Source organism: Scytonema sp. PCC 10023 (assembly GCF_963920835.1).
Classification (GTDB): domain Bacteria; phylum Cyanobacteriota; class Cyanobacteriia; order Cyanobacteriales; family Nostocaceae; genus Kalymmatonema.
This window is the reverse complement of the sequence record NZ_CAWUDP010000003.1, coordinates 62461-84719: the sequence shown is the minus strand read 5'-3', so window position 1 is coordinate 84719 and position 22259 is coordinate 62461. Positions and strand designations below refer to the sequence as shown.

The window sequence follows — 22259 nt, the reverse complement described above, 5'->3', positions numbered from 1 at the left end:
TTACCAGTTATCAGTTATCAGTTACCAGTTATCAGTTATCAGTTATCAGTTATCAGTTATCAGTTATTCACTGCGGCTGGTACTGTTCACTGTTAAACTGTACAGTTGCGTTGTGCGAGTTTTGCGATCGCATCAATCAACTTAGCTGGTTCTACTGGCTTGGTGACGTACATCTCAAAGCCTGACTCCAATGCTCGCGTACAATCTTGTTCTCTGACATACGCACTCAAGGCGATCGCTGGTATCTGCCCTCCTATTTCGGGTTCCAGGTTTCTCACTTCACGAATTAAGGTGTAGCCGTCCTCCTCTGGCATTCCAATATCACTCACCAGGACATCAGGCAGCGATTTTTCGATAGCGCGAAGTGCTTTTCGTACTGATGCGACAGCTGTCACTGTCGCCCCAAATTGTTGCAGCACAGTGGTAACGAAATTTCGTGTATCGGTATCGTCATCAACGAGCAGGACTTGCAAACCCCTGAGGAGGTAGGATGAGGGGGATGAGGGGGATGAGGGGGATGAGGGGGATGAGGGGGATGAGGGGGATGAGGAGGATGAGGAGGATGAGGGGGATGAGGGGGATGGGGTGATACCTTGTGCGTGAGTCTTCCAATCCCATCTTCCCACGTCCCTATCTCTACTGACTTCCCCTAATTCCTTGCCCCCCCTCTCCCCCTCCTCTTCTGGGTTCTCTGTATCTACAAGCGGCAGCCTCACGGTAAAAGTTGCTCCCTGTCCTACTCCGGGGCTTTGAGCATAAACGCTTCCGCCATGCATTTCCACTAGATAACGTACAATTGCTAGTCCTAGTCCCAGCCCACCTTGGTTTCTGGTGATGCTGCCATCAGCTTGACGAAAGCGGTCAAAAACATGAGGAAGAAAATCTGGGCTGATGCCACTCCCTGTATCGCTCACCTGAAGCAGTACTGAGGAATTTTTCCCCTGGGAAGGTTGCCGTTCAGACAATTGACGTTGCTGAGTGCTAAGTTGTTCAAAGCTAGACTCAGGACTACTGACAGACAATCGCACCTCTACCTTTCCGCCTTGAGGTGTGAACTTGAGCGCATTATTCAATAAATTCCAAAGAATTTGCTGCAAACGGTTTGGATCGGCAAAAACGACAAAGCCAGAGTTAAGCGTGTCCTGTTGTGTGTGTGCTGTTGTCTGGTTATCCCCTGTATTGCTGGATTCAATGAGAAACTCAAGTTCAATATTTTTTGTCTGGGCTTCTAAGCGCACGCTATCTAAAACTGTTGGAACCAGAGATGTTAAGTTAACGGGACTTAGATTCAAATGCAGCTTGCCACGTATAATCCGCGAGACATCTAAAATATCGTCAATGAGTTGTGCCTGCAAATTAGCGTTGCGTTCCATTGTTTCCAAGGCGCGTTCAACGGCTTTTTCATCCAATTTTCGCTGGCGCAGCAGTCTCGCCCAACCCAGTATTGAAGTTAAGGGTGTGCGAAGTTCGTGGGAAAGGGTTGCTAAAAATTCATCCTTGAGGCGGTTTGCTGTTTCAGCTTCTTGTCGTGCTGTTTGTTCGCGGATGAAGTTGATGTGTTCTTCTTGTGCTTGTTTGCGCTCTGTGATATCTTCTATTGTGCCTACATAACCAATGACTTCGCCTTTATCTGAAAGCATCGGAGACGAAGACATATGAACCCAACGCTCAATGCCTGTAGGCGTGAGTATGCGAAACTCTCCTGTGTATTCCTGACCTTCAGCGGATACAGCATACCAATCGGCGATAACTCGTCCTCTGTCTTCTGGATGAATTCCTTGCGTCCACCCGTCGCCTAAACTCTCCTCAAGCGTCATTTCATAGATTGCTTGATAGCGAGGGTTAATATACGTGCATTTGCCTAATGTATCTGTGAGAAAAATGCCTACTGGCGAGCAAGCACTTAAAGAGCGAAACATCTCTTCACGCTTCCTGAGTTCCTTATTCATTGCTGCCAGTTGTGTCGCTTGTCGCTTCACCTCGACGGTTTTCTGGAACAGATCAACAAATGCCGCTACCTTGGATTTCAAAATTTCTGGATTAATGGGTTTGAAGAGGTAGTCTACAGCACCAATGGAATAACCTTTGAACACCATATTGTCGCTGGTGCTAAATGCTGTGAGAAAAATAATTGGCGTATGGCGCGATCGCTCTCGTTGTCGAATCAGGGTTGCTGTCTCGAACCCGTCCATATCTGGCATCTGCACATCGAGCAGAATCACAGCAAAATCCTGATTGAGCAAACATCGCAGTGCTTCTGCACCTGATGTCGCTCTGACCAAATTTTGACCCAGGCTCTCTAAAATTGCCTCCAGGGCTAACAAATTTTCTGGATGGTCATCTACCAGCAGAACGTTAACTTTCGGTTCAAATGACATTTTTATCTGTATGCTTTAGGAAATATATTAAGGCGTTTTCACGTCTTCCTATTGACTGTGACGCTTGCGCTTATTCTATTCCCACTATCTTAAGTCATAAATTTGTCTACTATTGATGGTTAGAGTTCAAAGCTTTCTTGTATGAAGAATTCACAAAGAACTTTATCAAAAATTACAAATTTTCACTAAAAACGGGGCGATCTCTGCTAAAGGTAGAATTTTTTCAGCCACACCACGGGCGATCGCCGCTTTTGGCATTGTCGGACAAGCTGCTGTTGAAGGTTCCTCTACCACAGTTCTGCCGCCGCGTGCCCTGATTTTTGCCATTCCTCCACTACCATCATGGTTGGCTCCTGTCAAGAGTACTCCAATCAATTTTTCGGCATAAGTATCTGCAGCGGTTTCAAATAGCACATCTATTGATGGTCGCGCATAAGTCACAGGAGCATCAGTAGATAAAGAAAAGCTAGGATAAGGAAGCAAGTCACTTCCCGCTTCTATCATCAAATGATAATCTGCTGGAGCTAAATATATGCAACCAGGCACAATTTCTTCTTTATCTTGTGGCTCTATGACAACCAAAGGACTATACTCCTGCAACATCATTCTCAATTTATCATCAGAAGATTTGTGACGGTGTTGGACAATTGCCACAGGTACTGGGAAGTTTTTGGGCAATCCGGCGAGTAAGACTTCAAGGGCTTGTAACCCTCCTAAGGATGCACCGACAACAACCAGTTGAAATGCCATTAGGAATGAGAAATTAGAATCAATTATAAATGATGAGATTTTATCATAATTTCTTGAGCATTCATCATTTTACCGAATCCGGCGGTAAAGCTTTTCTCCACCTTCTAACTCCTCATAGTCTTGCTCATGCGGGGTGAACTTAAGGGTTTCTTGGCGTCCCAAACCTAATATTCCAAACTTCACATGGCTTTCATAAAAAAGATTATGAACTCTGTGTTGTAAAGATTGATTAAAGTAAATTAAGACATTGCGACACAAAATAATATGAAATTCATTAAAAGAATTATCTGTCGCTAAATTATGTTGTGAGAAAATCATATTTTCTTTAAGATATGAAGAAAATATCGCATTATTATATGCTGCTGTGTAATACTCAGAAAAAGATTTTTTGCCACCTGCTTGTAAATAATTTTGAGTATAACCTTGCATCAAATTTAGTGGATAAATTCCAGTTTTTGCTTTTCGTAATACCATGTCATTGATATCAGTCGCATACAATCGGCAACGGTGGTAAAGCCCCTCTTCGTGTAGTAAAATTGCCATAGAATAAACTTCCTCACCCGTGGAACATCCAGCGTGCCAAATGCGAATAAAAGGATAAGTTCGTAAGAAGGGCACCACTTTTTTTCTAAATGTTAGAAAAAAGCTGGGATCACGAAACATGGTAGTGACGTTAACCGAAAGAGCGTACAAAAATCTCTCCATATATTCAGGGTGATGGAGAACTTTTTCTTGCAGTCCAGAAATACTGGTTAAACCTTCGGTTTGAATGACGTTCCAAATTCGCCGTTTGAGTGAAGCTAAGGCATAATTTCTAAAATCAAACCCGTAGTAACGATATATTCCTTCTAATAGCAATTTAATTTCAATGTCCTCGAGCTGCTCTCTAAGCATATAGATATCTATTTCATCATCGCAGTTGCCCAACCTTAACCTTTCGAGTTGCCCATCCCTTGTAACAAAGTATAGGTTTGCTGTCAAACGCAATTCCTCAAAAATTATGTTGCAAATAACTCCCAGTATACATTGACATTTAACACTTCTAGGATATACTTGCGCCATATTGTGAGGAGTGCAACTATGACAAATCAAAAGCTTGGGAGATTACTACCACTCGGTTTTATCAGTTTCTGTTTTTGCCTAGGCATTGGTATAGGATTATTCCTCCGCTTTGGGCAATTGCAACGAACAAATGCTGCTACGACATCTACAGATCTCAACGCAGATACAGATACAGTACCAGTTCAGTTCTCCATACCAGAGAACGCGTCTCCAGACACCATCACTGTTCAAGCCGTTGGAGATGTTATTCCTGGGACAAATTACCCTAACTACAGACTTCCAAGCGATCGCAATCAGCTTATACCAAATTCGGTGAGAGCATATCTGCAAAGAGCCGATCTTTTATTTGGTAACTTTGAGAGTAGCTTAACAAAATACCCCTACAGCTCCAAAGATATCAGCCAAGGACAAGTTTTTGCGTTTCGCTCCCCACCAAGCTACGCCCAGCTTTTTGCTGATGTTGGGTTTAAGGTGATGAATATTGCGAACAACCATGCACGGGACTTTGGTATGGTAGGGTTCCAAGACACAGTAAAGAATCTCAAGGGTGTTGGCATCGAAACATTAGGTCACAAAAATCAAATTCTCTTGTTACAAGTGAATAATGTTCCGGTTGCGATGATTGGGTTTGCCCCTTACGAATTTTATAATTCTATTCACGATTTAGAAACAGCCAAAGCATTGGTACAACAAGCCAAAACACAGGCAAGTATTGTGATTGTATCGATGCATGCAGGAGCTGAGGGAACAAGCGCACTGCGTGTTCAAGATAAAACTGAGTTTTTCTATGGCGAAAACCGAGGCAATTCTATCCAGTTTGCGCGGAACATGATTGATGCAGGCGCAGATTTAGTCATCGGACATGGTCCTCATGTTCCCAGAGCGCTTGAAATGTATAATGGAAAACTGATTGCTTATTCTTTAGGAAACTTTCTCGGATACCGAACTTTATCCACAACCGCCCAAACTGCCTACTCAATGATTTTAGAAGCCAAACTCAACTCCAACGGAGATTTGGTGTCGAGTAAAATTATCCCCGTTCACCTGAATCGTCAGGGAATTCCCCACATTGATCAGCGTTTCCGGACAGTGGGACTCTTGCGTTATTTAATTAGTCAAGATTTTCCCAACGATCAGGTCAAGATTAACAAAAAAGGTGAAATTGTCGTAGAAAATAGTAATTTAGTGGCGGATAAGGAATAAGGAACTAGGAAGTTTAAGAAGAATTTCGCGCAAAGGCGCTAAGGCGCTAAGAAGGATGTAGGGTGGGCACTGCACTCCAAGGCTTGAAAACGATGAAAGTCGTTTATGTTCAGTGCCCACCCTTATGTTATTGAGAATGGTGCAAGATGTCTGTTACGCTAAGCATTGGCGGTTTCTGTTTGACACTACGCCGCCGCCGCCGTTGCTGAACGTGAATTGCCGTTGTTAATTAATCCATAAAATTTTTGGTAGACAACGCCTTATCGCCTCTACTTGCACAAGGGCTTCGACAGGCAGCTTATGATGCAGTCCATGTCCGTGACTACGGAATGCAAGCAGCCTCAGATACAGAGGTATTCGCAACAGCAACACTAGATCACTAATTCAGTAATCAGGATTAAGTAGCAGACTGCTCAGTAGCGTGAGTCCCAAAGATCGAATTGGCGACGATCGCCAACTGGGCGCGGTTCTTGCAATCGAGCCGACTGAGCAAATGCGTCACATGAGTCTTTACTGTGCCTTCGGTGATAAATAACTGCACAGCAATTTCTCGATTTGTGCTTCCTTGAGCAATCAACTGCAATACCTCCTGCTCCCGCCGCGTCAGCTTCTCTAATTCTGACGAAGCAGTGGGTTTAGTGATGCCCAAAGGATTTTTCATCAATTTGTTCAACAACCCTGGAGCCAATTGAGCATAACCCAGACACGTTAGCCGAATTGCTTGCACTAACTCGTCTACGGGCATATCTTTGAGCAGATAGCCTTTAGCACCTGCTCGGATCGACTCGACAATATACTGGTCATCGTCAAACGTGCTGAGTACCAACACTTTCACATTAGGAAAACGTTCGCAGATCGTTCGTGTTGCGGCTCTCCCATCCATCAACGGCATTCGCAGATCCATTAGCACCAAATTAGGCTCAAGGGCTATGACCTGCTCAATCGCCATCTCGCCATTGCTGGCAATGCCAACTACTTGCAAATCTGGCTGTAACTCCAGCATTGTTTTCAGTCCTTGGCAAATCAGGCTTTGATCATCCACTATTAACACACGAATCATAATATTGACTAGTTAGATGGCACTTCTGATACGGTAGTTGTCAGAGGTACTTCCACCCCAATTTGACACCCCTTTCCCGGTTCTGTCTCCAGGAAAAACGTGCCCCCCAGTGCAGCAATTCGCTCCCGCATTCCTTGCAGTCCAAATCCTGTCCTAATGGAGTTACCCTGATCAAACCCACATCCATTATCTACAACACTCAGCCGCACGATTTCGGGCGTTATCTCCATTTTTACTGTCACCGCTGTTGCCTGAGCATACTTATAAATATTGGTCAGCGCTTCCTGAACAATTCGGTATAGTGCATTCACGATCACGGCCGAAACAGGCACACCGTCCTTGTGCCCTATTATCTGCATTTGCGTCTCAATGCCGCTTCCCTGCCGAAAATCATCGACTACAGAGGCGATCGTCTCTACAAGGGGCTGCTTTGGCGCATTATCTTCTCGTAATGCCCTCACCGATTTCCGCACCTCTTGCATGGCGGTCACACTCAGCTGTTGAGCTTGCCGCAAAAAGGGTTCAACCCGAACTGGCTCCTGCTGCCAGAGGATCACTGCCGTTTGCAGCTGCACATTTAGCGCCGTCAGTGCATGCCCTAAAGAATCATGAATATCACGGGCAATCCGATTGCGCTCCTGGACGGCAGCCAACTCTTCTGCCTGGAAAGCATACTGCCTCAGCTGCTGATGCGCGATCGCCAGATCCTTCTGCGCCTGACGTTCAGACAACAGTGTATTGACTAGCATGAACACCAGAAACAGCGCTAACCCAAACATCAGCGTTTCGGTAACCATATGCATCCACAGCTCCTCTTTCACCTGGGGTACAAGTGCTGTCATATTCAGCACGTAGCGGATCTGATGGACAAAAAACAGCATAAATGACAGCCCGCCAACTATCCAGCAACCAATTGTGCCAAATAAGAAGCAACTGCGAATAAACACAATCAGGTAGAGCGTGGGTAAAATGTGGAGATATCCCTGTGTTACTCCGTAAAAAATTAAGCAAATTTCGCCAAATGTGTAGAGGATTTTGACGGGCGATTTGCCCGTTGGGAGCACCCACCCCATAAGGCAAAGCAACACCAAAATGGAAATGTGCTCGAGGGGCGATCGCAGCCCAGCGGTCGCTTCCAATAGGGCGAAGGAACCACAGCTGGCAAGCATGGCCCACTCGGCATATATCAAAAACTGAAATGGATTGCGCTGGAATTTGAGAGAAGACAGCATAGAATCAACGCCACACAAAGATTTTCTTCAAAAATACTAGTTAATAGTTTCTTCCTGCTATGCCCCTTTCGTCGCTATTTGGCAATCATCTCAACGAAAGTCGTAGATTGGCTATTAAATTCGTTGAGATAAAAAATGAGACGTTCTTCAGACGCTTCCAGCAAGGGGAAACGCCTAAGATAAACTTGTTCTCGTTCAGGGACAGAAGAATTTAATGCCTTGTCGGTCTAATTTTACTTTTTACTCAGCAAGAAGTCTAAGCATCGGCTTTTGCAGTTTGCGTAGCATCTTGTAGAGAGAGTTCATACACCACTAAGTCCAAAAACTTTTGTTCCTAATAACAACCAAATTTTCAAGGATGAGAAATCCCATGAACAACAACAAGATTCAAACAGATGTACTAATAGTTGGTGGCGGACCTGTTGGTTTAGCGATGGCGGTGGAACTACGCTACCAAGGTATCGATTGCATTCTTATAGATCAGACTGATGGGGTAGTTAGTGATCCCAAAGTCAGTACAGTTGGACCCCGCTCAATGGAGTTTTGCCGCCGTTGGGGTATTGCTCAACAAATACGCAATGCTGGTTGGCCTAGCGACCATACTCTAGATATTGCCTGGGTAACATCTGTTGGTGGACACGAAATATACCGAGCCCACTTTCCCTCGTATGCCGAAGGTGTACTACCTGAGTACACACCAGAGCCAGAGCAGGTATGTCCCCAAAACTGGTTCGCTCCGGTATTCCTAAATTTCTTGGGAGTATATCCACACGGAGCAGTTCGGCTGATGTCTCGCTTAGATAGTTTTGAGCAGAAAGATTCAGGCATCATCGCCCATGTCACAAACCTAGAAACACAAAGCACAGAAGTCATCCACGCCCGATACATGGTAGCTTGCGATGGTGCTCGCAGTACGGTACGTAAGGCTTGTGGTGTTGATGCTCCTACCTTCCACCCTACCCAGGCGTTTCAGAGTGTTGTGTTCAAAGCACCTGAACTGGCAACTGTGATGGGAAAAAACCATGCAATGGTCTATTATTTGGTCAACCCAATTGTTCAGGAACCATTGCGAGCAGTAGACGGAGACTCACTGTATCGCTTAATTTTGAAGCCACGAGAAGACGGGAGTGTGCGTGACGCCTCTCTTGCCATCCGTGCCGCCATATCAATTGATACCCCTTTTGAGATTGTTTCCAACGTTCCATGGCGTCTCACCCACCGAGTAGCAGAGAGGTACCGAGTGGGAAATATCTTCTTCGTCGGTGACAGCGCTCATACACTTTCACCCTCTGGCGGTTTTGGAATGAACACTGGCATGGGTGATGTCCCTGATTTGGGTTGGAAACTAGCCGCCACGATAAAAGGCTGGGCTGGGAGCAACTTACTAGACACTTATGAAATTGAACGGCGTCCGATTGCAGTGCGAAACCTTGAGGCGGCAAACGCCAATTTGCAACGCACCCAGAAACGCGCCATCCCTCCAGTCATTATGAGTGACTCAAAAGAGGGCGAACAAATCCGCAAAGAGATGGCTGTTGGCATGGAGCGTAGTAATGTCAAGCGCGAGTTTGACGCGCCTGGAGTTCACTTCGGGTTCCGCTATGAGTCCCCTGCCATCATCTCTGACGGTACACCTCCTAGCGATGACCCCTTTGAGTGGCAACAAAATAGTTACCCTGGCAATCGGGCACCCCATGCTTGGTTGGAACCTGGAAAATCTACTTTGGATTTGTTTGGTCGTTCTTTTGTACTAATGTGCTTTCACTCAACGCAGGGAGTGGAAACATTAACAAAGATTTGTCAGGAAAAAGGAGTGCCTTTGATGATTGAGCACATCAATAAGCCTGAAATTGCCAAGCTTTATGAGCGTGCTTATGTCTTAGTACGACCTGATGGACACGTAGCTTGGAGAGGTGACACTCTGCCTGTTGACTCAGAGGCGCTAATTGACCGAGTTAGAGGGGCTTTTCATGAGAATTCGTCCCAGTCATCTTCCAAATCGCAGACACTCAGCTCAATAAAGTCCAGAACACTAGAGAGTCGTGTTTCATAAACTCAAACACCCGCAGGTTACCTTTAAAAACCTGTGGTGTGGGAGTCCTATTTGAGTTGTGAAAATTCACATAAAGGTCAAAGATTTCACACATACGATTATTGATCAAGACATTGAAGCTGTGGAATCCCAAAAACCACTACGTCTACCTTTGGATTTACAAGCGGAGTATCATCTGCCGAGCGTAGACGCGTAGCGGCTTGTCGTCAGACATCGCTTTTCGTTATTTTCCGTAAGTGGTTCAAAAAGAAGGGTGTCACTTTCGGCACTATATAGATTTGTCAGAGAGTACTGCAGAGTTTGTAGTCAGTACATAGCGTACTTATATAAGGGCTGTGTTTAGCCACGTTCGTTGTTTGTAAATTCTTAAACAACAATCTGAAGTTGAATTAGTAAAAAGCCCTCAGAAAGGGCCAGGAGGTATCTATGGTTACAGAAAAACGCGATGCTATTGAGCAATTTCAAGAGGAAGAAGGAACATACCAATGGACAAAGCAGTGGTATCCTATAGCTGTTGTAGACTTTCTAGACTCTTCTCGTCCCCATGCAATGCAGTTACTGGGTAAGGAGATTGTCCTGTGGCGTGATGGTTCCGGCAAATGGCGTTGCTTTGAAGATGCTTGTCCCCACCGATTAGCACCTTTTTCTGAAGGTCGCGTGGAATCTGATGGTACGCTTTTATGTTCTTACCATGCTTGGCGCTTTAATGGAGATGGCAACTGCGTCAGCATTCCCCAGTCGAAAGATGAGCAGACAGAGGCAAAGCATTGCTCAAATCCCAAGTCGTGTGCTATTGCCTATCCAACGCAGGAACGCCAGGGGTTATTGTGGGTATGGGCAGAGTCTGGTGACAATGCACAGCTAGAGAGTGAATTGCGGACACCGCGACTCATTCCAGAACTTGAGAATTACTCAGAGAAGGAAGTACAGTTGTTTGAGAATGTACGCGACCTTCCCTATGGATGGGACATTTTCATGGAAAATGTCATGGACCCCGCTCATGTGCCTGTCGCACACCACGGTATTATTGGCAACCGATATAAAGATGCCAAATACTTCGACATGATTCGCGTTCGTGATATGTCTACCGAGGAAGGATTCTCCTTTGAAGTTACGCCCACTGCTCCGAATATTGAGCAATGGGTTTACGATTTTCAACCACCTTGTCACTTGAGAATTACCTCAACCTTCAAGGATGGCACGAAACTGATCGTCGGTTTATATATTACTCCGAGCCGCCCTGGATGGTGTCGCCATATTCAATCCCAGGTATTAATCAAAAATGAGGCGGGTAAGACTGCGGGGGGTTTAGGATTCTTTGGGCTAAAGATACCTGTTTGGTTGGGTCATGTGCTCAGTTCCAAGTTCCTGCATCAAGATTTGGTTTTCCTACATTACCAGGAGAAAATTGTAGCCCAACGCAAAACGGGTAAATGGCAGGAAGTTGTTTATACACCCAATCCCCAAGATAAGATGGTAATTGTCTTTCGTAAATGGTGGGAAACGCGAGCCTCTAAAGGCATTCCGTGGGCTTCGGGATGTAGTACTCAACTCCCTCCTGCCGAGCGAGATAAGCAGAAGCTGTTTGATGTATGGACAACCCACACTCAACACTGTAAAGTCTGTCAGGATGCGCTGAAAAATATTAATCGGCTGACTGTGCTGGCGTATGTAGCTGCTGTTGTATGTTTTAGTCTGGGCGTTCTTGTGGATTCGCACGCTATAGCCATCAAGGCAGGGGTTGCGACTGTCGAGCAAACAACCACATCGTTTTTCACATATTTTCCGACTGTAGGCTTTTGGTGGGCGTTTGCAGGTACGATTGCATTTGCAACAGTCGGATATTTGCTGAAAAAATTCAGTCGCCTTTTCTATGTGTACGAGTTTGAACACGCTCGCAATGACTGATTGACCGAATAATTATTAATTCGTAATTCAAGGTTACAAGCCCCCAATGCGCGGTCATGGAGAAGAAAAGAAGCACAAGCTAATTATTCAAGCCCCCGGATTCATCCTTTGGGGCCTTCCATTTTGAATTTCTCCGGAATGCGAATTTTGAATTCCCCGAACGCGAGTGCGTGCCCGTGCCTCCTTTGGAGGTCGCACGGTACAGGTGCAGCCGTGCCGTAAGTCCTGCGGAGGCTTGTGCCAACAAAGTTAATACGGTTCGGATAAGATCCCCCCGCCTGCGGCACTCTAAAAAGGGGGTAAATGGGTTAAGATAGCCCCGCAATTTATCCTCACGTAGGCTTTTTACAACTAGACAGATTTGTAGAAACAAACATACGATGGCATTCACCCAATCGCTTATCTTGAATCTAGAACTATTGAATATCCTCAAAACTCATGAAATTCACAAAGCATCACTGTTAACCCAAATCAAATGGCTGGTGTTCCTTGTATCAAAGGGTTACGGATTCCTGTAGCTACTGTGGTGGGAATGTTTGCCGAGGGGATGCGAGAGGATGAAATTTTGCAAGCCTTCCCAGATTTGGAATTGGAAGATATTAGAGAGGCTTTACACTACGCCGCAGCCGCCGTTGCTGAACGTGAATTGCCATTGTTAATTAACCCATGAAATTTTTGGTAGACAATGCCTTATCGCCTCTAATTGCACAAGGGCTTCGACAGGCAGGTTATGATGCAGTCCATGTCCGTGACTACAGAATGCAAGCAGCGTCAAACACAGAGGTATTCGCAACAGCCGCAGCCGACACGGATTTTGGCACTTTGTTAGCACAGCGAAAGGAAAGCAAGCCATCGGTGATTTTGTTCCGTCACAGTAGGGAACGCCGTCCCGAGAGACAGCTAGCAATTTTATTGGCAAATCTGGTTTCTGTTCAAGAAGCGTTACAACAGGTAGTGTAGTTATTCTAGAGCAAAGTCGCATTCGCATTCGTGCATTGCCGATTAGTGCCACTGAGGAATAGACTATGTTATTGGGTTAGAAAACGAACACTCTACTGTAACCTTCAAGTTACTCTTAGCAGTGCCTTTTGTGACATAGGGAATGCCTGCTTCTCCACCCAGTTCGATGCCGAATTCTAAAGTAACTTTGTTTACGCCAGGGATTGGAAGTTGTTTAAATGCATTCAAGCTACAAACAGTGTAAGCACGAATTGTGGTTTGAATGATCTGAAAATTTTGCACCATTTGCTTTCGCACAGCCTCAGGACTCATTCCCTTGTAAGTCAGTGCTTCTTCCTCTTCGTCTGCGGGTTCTTCGGTGATGACTAAGGGAACGTTTACGTCGTCCGTAGCTTCAATGTAGATAATTGTGTTGTCATCTAGCTGGATGGGTGTGAGTTTGGTCATAGCAGGAATTGCTAATTTAAAAGCAATCTAGAGATTATAACAATAACTCAGTATGTATATTTGGAAATATTATTTGGGATGTTGTATCCGTTCAGTGAAAACTCTGTAAACCTGGAGCAAAGCTGTCTTTTATGAGTCGGGACGCTTTAGTAGTTGGGATTAATACCTATAGTTATGAGCGATTAAGTAATTTGACAGCACCTGCACAGGATGCAGAGGCGATCGCCACTCTTTTACAAGATTACGGCGAATTTAACGTCAAGCGCCTACCCGGTGTCAAGGATAAGCAGAATAACACAATTCGGGTTGGTCAAAAAACCCAAGTTTCCTTAACTCAGCTAGAAGAGGCGATAGTCCAACTGTTTAAGCCAGAAGGCAAAAATATTCCAGATACTGCGCTTCTGTATTTTTCCGGTCATGGACTGCGTAAAAATAAAGGAATTCAGGAAGGCTTTCTGGCTACCAGCGATGTAAACCCTGATTTGGGAAACTGGGGGATTCGCTTAAAATGGCTGCGCGAACTCATGCAAGAAAGTCCAATCAGACAGCAGATTATCTGGTTGGATTGCTGTTACAGTGGTGAGTTACTGGATTTTGCCGAAGCAGATCCGGGCGATAGGGGGAAAGGACGGGATAGGTGCTTCATAGCTGCTTCAAGAGAGTTTGAGGTCGCTTATGAGACGATTAGTAGCAATCATAGTGTGCTGACGGACGCTTTGTTGCAAGCACTTGACCCCAAACGCAATTCCGGCATATGGGTAACAAATTACACTATAATTGATGTTCTCAATCAACGTTTACAAGCATTCCCTCAGCGTCCCCTATTTGCTAACTCCGGTGGTGCAATTAACTTGACACGCACTTGGCAAGCACCTCCAGTAGAGGAAAGCCATGCAATTGAAACGTCTATTTGCCCTTATCGAGGTTTGGCTTACTTCGACTGGAAAGAGGAAGATGCTAAGTATTTCTATGGAAGGGAAGCACTCACTGACCAACTCTTAGAAAAAGTGCGAGCTGGGAATTTCCTAGCGGTGCTAGGAGCATCAGGAAGTGGCAAGTCGAGCGTCGTTAGGGCAGGATTACTTTATCAGCTTACCCTGGGGCGGCGGTTGTCTGGCAGTGATACTTGGCGAATCAGGATTTTTCAACCGGGTGACCATCCCCTCAAAACTTTAACAGTTGCCTTTCTGGATTCGGGGTTATCAGATATTGAGCGGGCATCCCAGTTAGCAAAAGCTGAGGAATTGATTGCTAAGGGAGCGGTTGGTTTAGGGCAACTGATTAACGCTGCTAACACCAAGCGGGTGGTACTGGTGGCGGATCAATTTGAGGAAGCCTTTACCCTGTGCAAAGACATCACAGAACGACAGCAGTTTTTTGAGTGCCTGTTGGGTGCTTTGGAGAGGACAGGCGATAAACTCTGTTTGGTGCTAACGATGCGGGCGGATTTTTTTGGCAAGTGTGCAGAGCAAGAGTATAGCGGACTGGCACAGCAGATTCAGCAAAACCTGGTGACAGTTACACCTATGAACTCAGAAGAGTTAAAACGGGCAATAGAGATACCAGCAAAGCTAGTAGAACTGAAAATTGAACCGCAACTGGTAAGTCAAATGTTGGCAGATGTGGAAAATGCTCCGGGGAGTTTGCCCCTGTTGCAGTACACCTTGACGGAATTATGGAAGCAGCGTACCGATAATTGTTTGCGCGTCAACATCTACGCTCAACTTGGTGGCGTGATGGGGACGCTACGTAAACGTGCGACAGAGGTGTATAATTCATTTCCTGAACAGCAACAGGCAACAGTCCGGTATATTTTTCTGTCTCTAACGCAGTTGGGAGAAGGAACGGAAGACACGCGCAGGCGGATATTAAAACAAGATTTAGTAAATGCACGCTATCCAGAGGAACTAATTAATGAAGTGGTTCAGAGATTAGCAGATGAAAAGCTCATCGTTACCACTGAGATGGTCGCGAAGAGGGGAGAAACTCAGCGAGTTGCGGTGGTCGATGTTGCCCATGAAGCTTTGATTCGTCATTGGTCGTTATTACGGGAATGGCTTGATGAAAATCGAGAGATCCTCAGACAAAAGCGAAAAATAGAGGTAGCAGCACAAGAGTGGCTAGATAAGGGGAAAAGAAAAGATTACCTTTTTCCAGGATTACGCTTGGCAGAAGCAAAGGATTTTCAAGAAAAACACGCTGATAGCTTTCCTCTGTCAAGTTTGGCGGAAGAATTCCTCTTTGAAAGTGAGATTAATCCTAGTAAAGCGAGTATTCAGAAAATACATATACAGGATTCTGATTTAATCAATTCTATATTTAATGAAGTTCAGATAAACTCATTTCACTTTTCCACAGGAAGTTTCACTGGAGTCACATTTGCTAATACTAATATTAATAGTGCTTATTTTGATGAAGTTGACTTAACAAGAGTAAATTTTATCAACACTAATTTTATTAATACTCATATCGAAAAATCTGACTTAACAGGGATAACGCTAATCGGAAGTAAATTAATCAGAGCGTATATCGAGCAGGGCGAGCAGGCATTTCAGAATAGTGAAGTAAATTTAAGTGGATGCGACCTTAGGAATGTAAATCTAAGTGGATGTCATCTTTGTGGCAGCATCCTCACTCAGGCTAATCTTTCAAACGCAAACCTTTGTGAAATCAATTTGATTGGAACCGACCTCAGTAGTAGTGATCTCAGTAAAGTTAATCTCAACAAGGCTAATTTGAGTGGAGCAAACCTCAGCCAAGTCAATTTAAGTGGAGCTAATCTTAGTGATTCTAACCTTTGCGGTGCAAATCTTGATGATTCTAACCTCAGCACTGCAAACTTCAGTGGAGCGAAACTCATAGGTGCCAAATTCAATGGTGCAAATCTTCAGTTTTCTGAACTTAATGATGCTGATATCATGGCTTGTGATTTCAACGGTGCGATAAATTTAACTACCAGGCAAATTAAAGTTGCGAAGAATTGGCAGTACGCACAATACGATGAGGATTTTCGCAAAGAGTTAGGCTTAGCGTCAGATACAGAGTGATGGGATGGTTGGATGATGGAGAAATGGGATCGCCCTAATACTGCTTTTTGGGAAAGGCGATCGCCTTTATACTGCTTTGAGGAAATGCGATCGCCCTTGGCGGGGCTTTGCCCATCGCAATGCCAAAATAGCTATGTCACAATTGAGGAAGAACTATTTTACCAACTGTTGAACAAGGCTTTGCCTGTATCAGAGTCTGCCAGATGTTGTCGAACTACTATCGAGACATCCAACTATTCCGTTTTAATGACAGAACAGGAGAGATATACATTCTGGCTGTTGAAAACATTCAAATTCAAATAGCACGCGACGGAAACTGGAGGTTTGTCAATGAAACCTGATTTTGAAAAAATGTCTTGGGCAGAACTGAGAGCATATGTGCTTGCACATCGAGATGATTTGGATGCGCTTGAGGCTTTATTTAATCGCCGTAGTCCTGATTCCGAAGCAACTTGGTATAACTTTCCCTACACCGAAGAAGGACAGCGACAAATGGAGGAGGTTTTCCGACGCAAGATTAATGGAGAACTTTGAAACCTAGGTTTAGCGCGATCGCCAACCATGTCTACTGTTGTCCACGCAAAAAGTTTCTTAACCACCTAATCGCCTCACTTGTCGTCTGCTCACTTGCAATTTGCAGACATTGCTGCACAATTTCTGAAACATTAGGGTATGTGCTACTTTCTGCAAGTACGTAACTCTCGCCCTGCAATCTATAAACTAGTAACTGGTTATTCTTTAGCAGCCAAACCTCTGGCACTTGATAGGGTAAATAATCATTGATATCTGTATAACTAGTGACATCTATTTCAATAACCAAATCAGGGGGAGGATCGTTCTGCCAGTCGATGCGATTCTTGCCTTGAACTTTTTGCCAATTCTCAATGTAAAAGCAATAGTCAGGTTCAATGCCGCTGACTTCGCTCAAGCTCATAGTAATGGGTGTAAATGAGTCGTATAGTTCCGTTTTACATAGTCAAATATAGGCAGACTACTACACACGGGTTTAAGCAACTCCACTTTTAGCATTTACACGCTTGAATAGCAGAGTTATTTGCCTTGGATGTACTACCAGACACCCCCTATCCCTCCACAATTAGTTAGTTGATTTGGGATTACTTTTAGTTTTAGATTAAGGTCGGCTTAATCTTTTTTGAGGTAGTTCAATTAGAACGCTCTAGTTTAGAGTAGCATTTTTTTTGTAAATATAAGGCTATATTAGACTAGATTTTTAGTAAATTTTTATCATACTCGGTTTAAGTGGTCAAGCAGAGTTATCACTACCAATGCAACTAAACTTGCCTTTTTCCCATGCCCAGGTAAAGGAGCCATCAAGAAAATCTCATTATGTCGGTATTTGATGCGAGGTACAGCGCGATCGCCCAACTGTAAGAGCAGCCTTTGGTAGTCTTGCCAGTTTCCCAAGAGTTTCAAGACAGCGCCAGGAGGCAACTCGATTCTTTCTGGTGTAATTACAGTGTTCATGTAGACCTGATCGCCTCTAGTATCTTATGCTTTAACAGCCAAAGTTTCTCGACTCAACACTTGATTTAACTTACCGCTGCGATAACCTTCTAAATCTAATGTGACGTAGAGAAAACCAAATTCTTGAAAAGCGGAAACGACAGATGGCAAATCAATCTTCAGCACAAACTCTTTGATTTGTTCTGGTGGTAATTCAATTCGTGCTGTCTCTCCTTCGGAACGCACGCGCAAATTCTGATAACCTAACTTTCGTAAGAAAATTTCTGCCCTACCAACTCGTTGCAGCTTGGCTACGGTAATCTCTTCGCCGTAGGGAAAGCGTGAACTCAGACAAGGTTGTGCGGGTTTATCCCACCAAGGTAAACCAAGTTCTTTAGAAATTTGGCGGACTTCAGCTTTGGTGATTCCAACTTCTGCTAAAGGCGATCGCGCACCTCTTTCTTTTGCCGCTTGAATTCCTGGGCGATAATCATGTAAGTCATCAGCATTCACTCCATCCACTACGTATGGATAACCCAATTTGATAGCCAAGGGTTTGAGAGTGTCGTGCAGTTCACTTTTACAAAAGTAACAGCGGTTTACAGGGTTGGAGGTATAATTGGGGTTTTCCATTTCGTGGGTTTGAATGATTTGATGAGGAATCCCAATCGTTGCTGCTTGAAGCGAGGCGTCTTCCAACTCTTCTGGTAATAGTGAGGGAGAAACAGCTGTCACAGCCAAAGCGCGATCGCCCAGAATATCATAAGCTATCTTGGCGACCAAAGTACTATCCACTCCACCAGAGTAGGCGATCATTGCCTGCTCCATTTCTACAAATAATGCTTTTAGTTGCTCAAGTTTTTCTGTTAGCATCATTTCCAATCTTGCCGAAACGGCATAGCACCCCATGAATTCCATTTTAGAGGGGCAATCAAGGAATTAGATAATTACTGAAAACCAAGTAAAGATTTATGAATGCACAATTTGCTCAATTAATAGTTAACGGTATTGCTGTGGGGAGCATTATTGCTTTAGCAGCAGTTGGACTTACGCTTATCAATGGAATTTTACGGTTATCTAACTTTGCTCACGGTGACTTTGTGACATTGGGGGCTTATCTAACGCTGCTGGTTAATACCTTTGGTGTCAATATTTGGCTGTCTATGGTAGTGGCTGCAATAGGAACGGTAGCAGCAATGCTGTTGTCTGAAAAGTTACTCTGGTCGCGGATGCGCTCTATCCGTGCGACTTCCACCACTTTTATTATTATCTCTATCGGGCTTGCCTTATTCCTTCGCAATGGCATTATCCTCATCTGGGGCGGTAGTAACAAAACTTATAATTTACCTGTCACCCCTGCTATGGATATTTTGGGCGTGAAAGTCCCGCAAAATCAGTTGTTGGTTTTGTTTCTAGCAGTATTAGCAATTGTGGTACTGCACTACCTTTTGCAAAACACCAAAATTGGTAAGGCAATGCGAGCAGTTGCTGATGATTTGGATTTAGCTAGGGTTTCTGGTATCAATGTAGACAGAGTTGTCCTTTGGACTTGGGTGATTGCCGGTACTTTGACATCTTTAGGTGGCAGTATGTACGGCTTGTTGACAGCTGTGCGACCAAATATGGGTTGGTTCTTAATTTTACCTTTATTTGCCTCAATCATTTTGGGAGGAATTGGCAACCCCTACGGTGCGATCGTAGCGGCTTTTATCATTGGTATTGCCCAGGAAGCCAGCACTCCTTTGCTGGGTTCTCAGTACAAACAAGGTGTAGCGCTGTTACTTATGATTTTGGTGCTCCTTGTTCGTCCCAAAGGTTTGTTCAGAAGCACAATTTGAGCAACACCAGAACACAGGGATTGGGAATTGTTAGTCGTTAGTCAAATTTACAACTAACTACTAACCAGTCCCCACTCCCCAAGTGTGACATCAAAATGGCAATTATGGATTAATCAAATGGAAGTAAATCGCTGCCACCAGGATGTTGCCTGCTAGTAGAAGAAGGCTAATTGCAGTGCGAAAGGTATAAGGAGGCTTAGCTCCGGTTTTGGCAACATCTGTGCCAATTTTTTTGTCAGCAGGTGCGAACTTGGCTTCAGTAGTCATTCTGTTCTCTCCTATTTTAAAGACTTATTAACAAATACCAAAGAGCCGTCATATATAGCCAGATTCTTTAAGAATATTTTTGAGGATTTTGCACGCAACTGGGCAAAAATAAACAAAATGTAGTACCAAGCCGCTTTTAGGCGGGTGTAGGGTCTGATGAATTCCTACCCCTGCACCCTAAGGCATACACCCCCTTAGTCCTCAACTCCTGCGTGATAGGAACTGCGAACGAGAGGACCAGAACGGACATGGCTAAATCCCATTTCCCGTGCTATTGTGCCTAACTCATCGAATTCTTCTGGTGTCCAGTATTTTTGGACGGGCAAATGTTCCAAGGAAGGACGCATATACTGACCAATTGTGATGCGATCGCACTCCACCTTGCGCAGATCCGCCATTGTTTCAATGACTTCCTCAACTGTTTCCCCATGTCCCAGCATCAGACCTGACTTGGTGGGAATGGAAGAATCGATTTCTTTGACAACTTGCAGGACAAAGAGCGAGCGATCGTACTTCGCTCCCCGGCGCACTGGTCCTTGTAAGCGCCGCACTGTCTCAATATTGTGATTGTAACAAGCTGGTTTCGCCTGCACAACCTCATGTATACGCTCGCGTTGACCTTGCTCTCCTGCACCCGCACCACCCCAAAAATCTGGTGTCAACACCTCAATTTGAGTTTCTGGGCTAAACTGGCGGATTGTTTCCATTGTCTTGACAAAATGACCTGCACCTTTATCTGGCAAGTCATCTCGTGCCACAGAAGTCAGCACAACATAACGTAATCCTAAAAGCTGCACGGCTTGTGCCACCTTTTGCGGTTCCTCAACGTCAAGAGGCATGGGCGCATGACCTTTATCTACTTGACAAAAAGCGCAAGACCTGGTGCAAGTAGCGCCCATGAGTAAGAAAGTTGCTGTTTTTTGGGAGTAGCACTCCCCCCGGTTGGGACAACGTCCTTCTTCGCAAATTGTATGAATTTGGCGCTGCTTGATAATACGTTGTACTGTAGAAAGTTCGCTGGCTTTGCCAATTGGGCGACGCAACCACCTTGGCATTGCCGTAATTTCAGACTTAAGTTGTTCCTGTTGTGAAGAAGTCATTTATCTTTCAAATCTTGCCTTAAATATCACCATGACATAAATTCAGCAGCTGAAGTTGGACAGAATACATCAAATACTGTCATTTCTCCTGGCAATTACTCTCCCCCAATTAAAAGAAACATTGAGTATAGTGGGAGAATTCTTGAGCTTACGTGGCGAAACTACCAAGTCAACCTAAAGTTTTTATTAGAGCAAACAGTCGTGGCAAGTCACAAAATTTTAGTTATCGATGACACTACAGTTGTCAGGGTAAAAGTACGAGAAATGTTGCCACCCGGCAACTTCGAGGTATTGGAAGCAAAAGATGGTGTAGAAGGATTGAATTTAATCCGTCAGGAAAAATTTAGCCTGATCATGCTGGATTTCCTACTACCTAAAATGAGTGGTTGGGAAGTTTTTCAGCAGATTCAATCCCAACCAACTCTCAGGAAAATCCCCCTAGTTATTATCTCTGGTCGTAAAGAAGAGGTGACGGAGAAAATACCAGAACCCTTTGAATATTTTGAATTTCTCGCAAAGCCTTTTGACCAAAAGCAACTTATTGACGCAATTAAGTCAGCAATGACAAAGGCTAAACAGCCGCGCCAAGAACCTACTCAACTCTTAGCAGCAGCTGCAAATAGTGCAATAGTAGCCACCTCTGGTGCTGAAGGAGCATCAGCTGCTGAGATTCAGGTATTAAATCAGAAAGTTGCTAAAATGCAGGCAGAAATAGATAGTTTGAAGAAACAGTTAGCTCAGGTCATCACCTTTATTAAACAGAAAATCACATAAGTAGATAAGTAGAAACAAACAGAACTACATTAAGAAATCTAAAAACGCCGCAAACCCTTGCCAATGAACGCTACTTGCCGGACTCGGGGGGAACCACGGCACATCCTTCAAGTCGGGCGTTGCCCGCCCAACGGAGTGCCTCCCCAAAGGCGCTGTGGCTCTATCATGACAGTTTGACGAGTTAACTTTATTTATCGGACCTGACTTGAAAATAGAACTCAGAACTCAGAACTCAGAATGCAGAAGAAAGAATAAATTTTCATCTGTTCTGGTGTACGCAGTTCATGATGGCTACTTAGTAGAAGCTAGACAAAATTTACTATCACACCCTGCATACAGTGTTATAATGAAGCATTGGGATAATGTTCGTCGTGTTTAACGATATTTTTATTTATCCAACACTTTTTTTGGCAATCTTTTTTTATTTTTCTATTTAAAAATATCCGTAATCACCTAGGTTTCTAGTTTCGAGACTGCACAGAGTCACTGAAAGTAAGTGAATAAGAATATATATATTAATATTATATTTTGAGTATATCTTCATAGGTGGTATATAGCAATCCCAAATCATAAGCCCTACGGGCTGCCGTAGGCTACGTAAAATTCCCTCTTTTCTTGGCGCTCTAGCCTACGGCACGCCGTGCGTCTAAGGCTCAGGAGCGGTTGATAAATTTTACAACTCAAATAAAACTCATATATCTAATAAATCTAAGTCA

22 protein-coding genes and 1 pseudogene are annotated in these 22259 nt (G+C 44.3%); 12 read left to right on the top strand and 11 right to left on the bottom strand.

The window, feature by feature from the left end; all coding sequences use genetic code 11:
- Positions 1 to 92: 92 nt before the first annotated feature.
- The 3 genes from ACM0OZ_RS02965 to ACM0OZ_RS02955 all read right to left on the bottom strand — a co-directional run bounded on the left by ACM0OZ_RS02965 (position 93) and on the right by ACM0OZ_RS02955 (position 4022).
- Positions 93 to 2378: a response regulator gene (locus ACM0OZ_RS02965; protein ID WP_414581339.1), complete on the bottom strand. Its 2286-nt coding sequence runs from the start codon at positions 2376 to 2378 to the stop codon at positions 93 to 95.
- Positions 2379 to 2543: 165 nt separating this feature from the next.
- Complete coding sequence (locus tag ACM0OZ_RS02960) at positions 2544 to 3128, bottom strand: chemotaxis protein CheB (protein ID WP_414581338.1); 585 nt, start codon at positions 3126 to 3128, stop codon at positions 2544 to 2546.
- Between the two features lie 69 nt (positions 3129 to 3197).
- Positions 3198 to 4022 carry a CheR family methyltransferase gene (locus ACM0OZ_RS02955; RefSeq protein WP_414581456.1) on the bottom strand — a complete coding sequence of 275 codons (825 nt, stop codon included), beginning with the start codon at positions 4020 to 4022 and terminating at the stop codon, positions 3198 to 3200.
- Positions 4023 to 4208: 186 nt separating this feature from the next.
- On the opposite strand from ACM0OZ_RS02955, the gene ACM0OZ_RS02950 reads away from it, so the two are divergent.
- Together ACM0OZ_RS02950 and ACM0OZ_RS02945 are read left to right on the top strand one after the other, a co-directional pair.
- Positions 4209 to 5393, top strand: coding sequence for a CapA family protein (locus ACM0OZ_RS02950; protein ID WP_414581337.1), 1185 nt, complete (start codon positions 4209 to 4211; stop codon positions 5391 to 5393).
- Positions 5394 to 5638: 245 nt separating this feature from the next.
- A complete protein-coding gene (locus ACM0OZ_RS02945; protein ID WP_414581336.1) occupies positions 5639 to 5776 on the top strand; it encodes a DUF5615 family PIN-like protein in 138 nt (45 codons plus the stop codon).
- 14 nt (positions 5777 to 5790) lie between these two features.
- On the opposite strand, the gene ACM0OZ_RS02940 is transcribed toward ACM0OZ_RS02945, so the two are convergent.
- Both ACM0OZ_RS02940 and ACM0OZ_RS02935 read right to left on the bottom strand, forming a co-directional pair.
- Positions 5791 to 6453, bottom strand: a complete 663-nt coding sequence (locus ACM0OZ_RS02940; RefSeq protein WP_414581335.1) for a response regulator — start codon at positions 6451 to 6453, stop codon at positions 5791 to 5793.
- An 8-nt stretch (positions 6454 to 6461) separates the two neighbouring features.
- On the bottom strand, positions 6462 to 7622 hold the full coding sequence (locus ACM0OZ_RS02935) for a sensor histidine kinase (RefSeq protein WP_414581334.1): 1161 nt from the start codon (positions 7620 to 7622) through the stop codon (positions 6462 to 6464).
- Between the two features lie 433 nt (positions 7623 to 8055).
- On the opposite strand from ACM0OZ_RS02935, the gene ACM0OZ_RS02930 reads away from it, so the two are divergent.
- From ACM0OZ_RS02930 to ACM0OZ_RS02910, 5 genes are all read left to right on the top strand, one after another.
- Entirely contained in the window at positions 8056 to 9738 is a 1683-nt protein-coding gene (locus tag ACM0OZ_RS02930; RefSeq protein WP_414581333.1) for an FAD-dependent monooxygenase, read from the top strand.
- Positions 9739 to 9796: 58 nt separating this feature from the next.
- Positions 9797 to 9934 (top strand): hypothetical protein, encoded by a 138-nt coding sequence (locus tag ACM0OZ_RS02925; RefSeq protein WP_414581332.1) that lies wholly within the window; start codon positions 9797 to 9799, stop codon positions 9932 to 9934.
- Between the two features lie 230 nt (positions 9935 to 10164).
- On the top strand, positions 10165 to 11646 hold the full coding sequence (locus ACM0OZ_RS02920; protein WP_414581331.1) for a Rieske 2Fe-2S domain-containing protein: 1482 nt from the start codon (positions 10165 to 10167) through the stop codon (positions 11644 to 11646).
- 475 nt (positions 11647 to 12121) lie between these two features.
- Positions 12122 to 12316, top strand: coding sequence for a DUF433 domain-containing protein (locus ACM0OZ_RS02915; protein ID WP_414581330.1), 195 nt, complete (start codon positions 12122 to 12124; stop codon positions 12314 to 12316).
- The gene (locus ACM0OZ_RS02910; protein WP_414581329.1) at positions 12313 to 12606 is read left to right on the top strand and encodes a DUF5615 family PIN-like protein; all 294 of its coding nucleotides are present in this window, start codon (positions 12313 to 12315) and stop codon (positions 12604 to 12606) included. The genes ACM0OZ_RS02915 and ACM0OZ_RS02910 overlap by 4 nt, the downstream gene beginning before the upstream one ends.
- Before the next feature lie 63 nt (positions 12607 to 12669).
- Here the strand turns inward: ACM0OZ_RS02910 and ACM0OZ_RS02905 are convergent, their stop codons facing one another.
- Positions 12670 to 13053 carry a CU044_2847 family protein gene (locus ACM0OZ_RS02905; protein WP_096561414.1) on the bottom strand — a complete coding sequence of 128 codons (384 nt, stop codon included), beginning with the start codon at positions 13051 to 13053 and terminating at the stop codon, positions 12670 to 12672.
- Positions 13054 to 13184: 131 nt separating this feature from the next.
- On the opposite strand from ACM0OZ_RS02905, the gene ACM0OZ_RS02900 reads away from it, so the two are divergent.
- From ACM0OZ_RS02900 to ACM0OZ_RS02890, 3 genes are all read left to right on the top strand, one after another.
- A complete protein-coding gene (locus tag ACM0OZ_RS02900) occupies positions 13185 to 16100 on the top strand; it encodes a pentapeptide repeat-containing protein (protein WP_414581328.1) in 2916 nt (971 codons plus the stop codon).
- Between the two features lie 203 nt (positions 16101 to 16303).
- Positions 16304 to 16441 carry a DUF6888 family protein gene (locus tag ACM0OZ_RS02895; RefSeq protein ID WP_414581327.1) on the top strand — a complete coding sequence of 46 codons (138 nt, stop codon included), beginning with the start codon at positions 16304 to 16306 and terminating at the stop codon, positions 16439 to 16441.
- A complete protein-coding gene (locus ACM0OZ_RS02890) occupies positions 16431 to 16634 on the top strand; it encodes a DUF6887 family protein (protein ID WP_069349347.1) in 204 nt (67 codons plus the stop codon). The genes ACM0OZ_RS02895 and ACM0OZ_RS02890 overlap by 11 nt, the downstream gene beginning before the upstream one ends.
- 31 nt (positions 16635 to 16665) lie before the next feature.
- On the opposite strand, the pseudogene ACM0OZ_RS02885 reads toward ACM0OZ_RS02890, so the two are convergent.
- The 3 genes and pseudogenes from ACM0OZ_RS02885 to larE all read right to left on the bottom strand — a co-directional run.
- A pseudogene (locus tag ACM0OZ_RS02885) lies at positions 16666 to 17058 on the bottom strand (Uma2 family endonuclease); the annotation flags it as partial.
- Positions 17059 to 17345: 287 nt separating this feature from the next.
- Positions 17346 to 17585 carry a hypothetical protein gene (locus ACM0OZ_RS02880; protein WP_414581326.1) on the bottom strand — a complete coding sequence of 80 codons (240 nt, stop codon included), beginning with the start codon at positions 17583 to 17585 and terminating at the stop codon, positions 17346 to 17348.
- A gap of 24 nt (positions 17586 to 17609) precedes the next feature.
- Entirely contained in the window at positions 17610 to 18440 is an 831-nt protein-coding gene (larE, locus tag ACM0OZ_RS02875) for an ATP-dependent sacrificial sulfur transferase LarE (protein ID WP_414581325.1), read from the bottom strand.
- Between the two features lie 95 nt (positions 18441 to 18535).
- Between larE and ACM0OZ_RS02870 the strand changes: the two genes are divergently transcribed.
- Positions 18536 to 19402 (top strand): branched-chain amino acid ABC transporter permease, encoded by an 867-nt coding sequence (locus ACM0OZ_RS02870; RefSeq protein ID WP_414581324.1) that lies wholly within the window; start codon positions 18536 to 18538, stop codon positions 19400 to 19402.
- Between the two features lie 102 nt (positions 19403 to 19504).
- Here the strand turns inward: ACM0OZ_RS02870 and ACM0OZ_RS02865 are convergent, their stop codons facing one another.
- Entirely contained in the window at positions 19505 to 19669 is a 165-nt protein-coding gene (locus ACM0OZ_RS02865) for a photosystem I protein PsaX (protein WP_332995331.1), read from the bottom strand.
- A 194-nt stretch (positions 19670 to 19863) separates the two neighbouring features.
- On the bottom strand, positions 19864 to 20769 hold the full coding sequence (gene lipA, locus ACM0OZ_RS02860) for a lipoyl synthase (RefSeq protein WP_414581323.1): 906 nt from the start codon (positions 20767 to 20769) through the stop codon (positions 19864 to 19866).
- A 201-nt stretch (positions 20770 to 20970) separates the two neighbouring features.
- On the opposite strand from lipA, the gene ACM0OZ_RS02855 reads away from it, so the two are divergent.
- Positions 20971 to 21543, top strand: a complete 573-nt coding sequence (locus ACM0OZ_RS02855) for a response regulator (protein ID WP_414581322.1) — start codon at positions 20971 to 20973, stop codon at positions 21541 to 21543.
- Positions 21544 to 22259 lie beyond the last annotated feature (716 nt).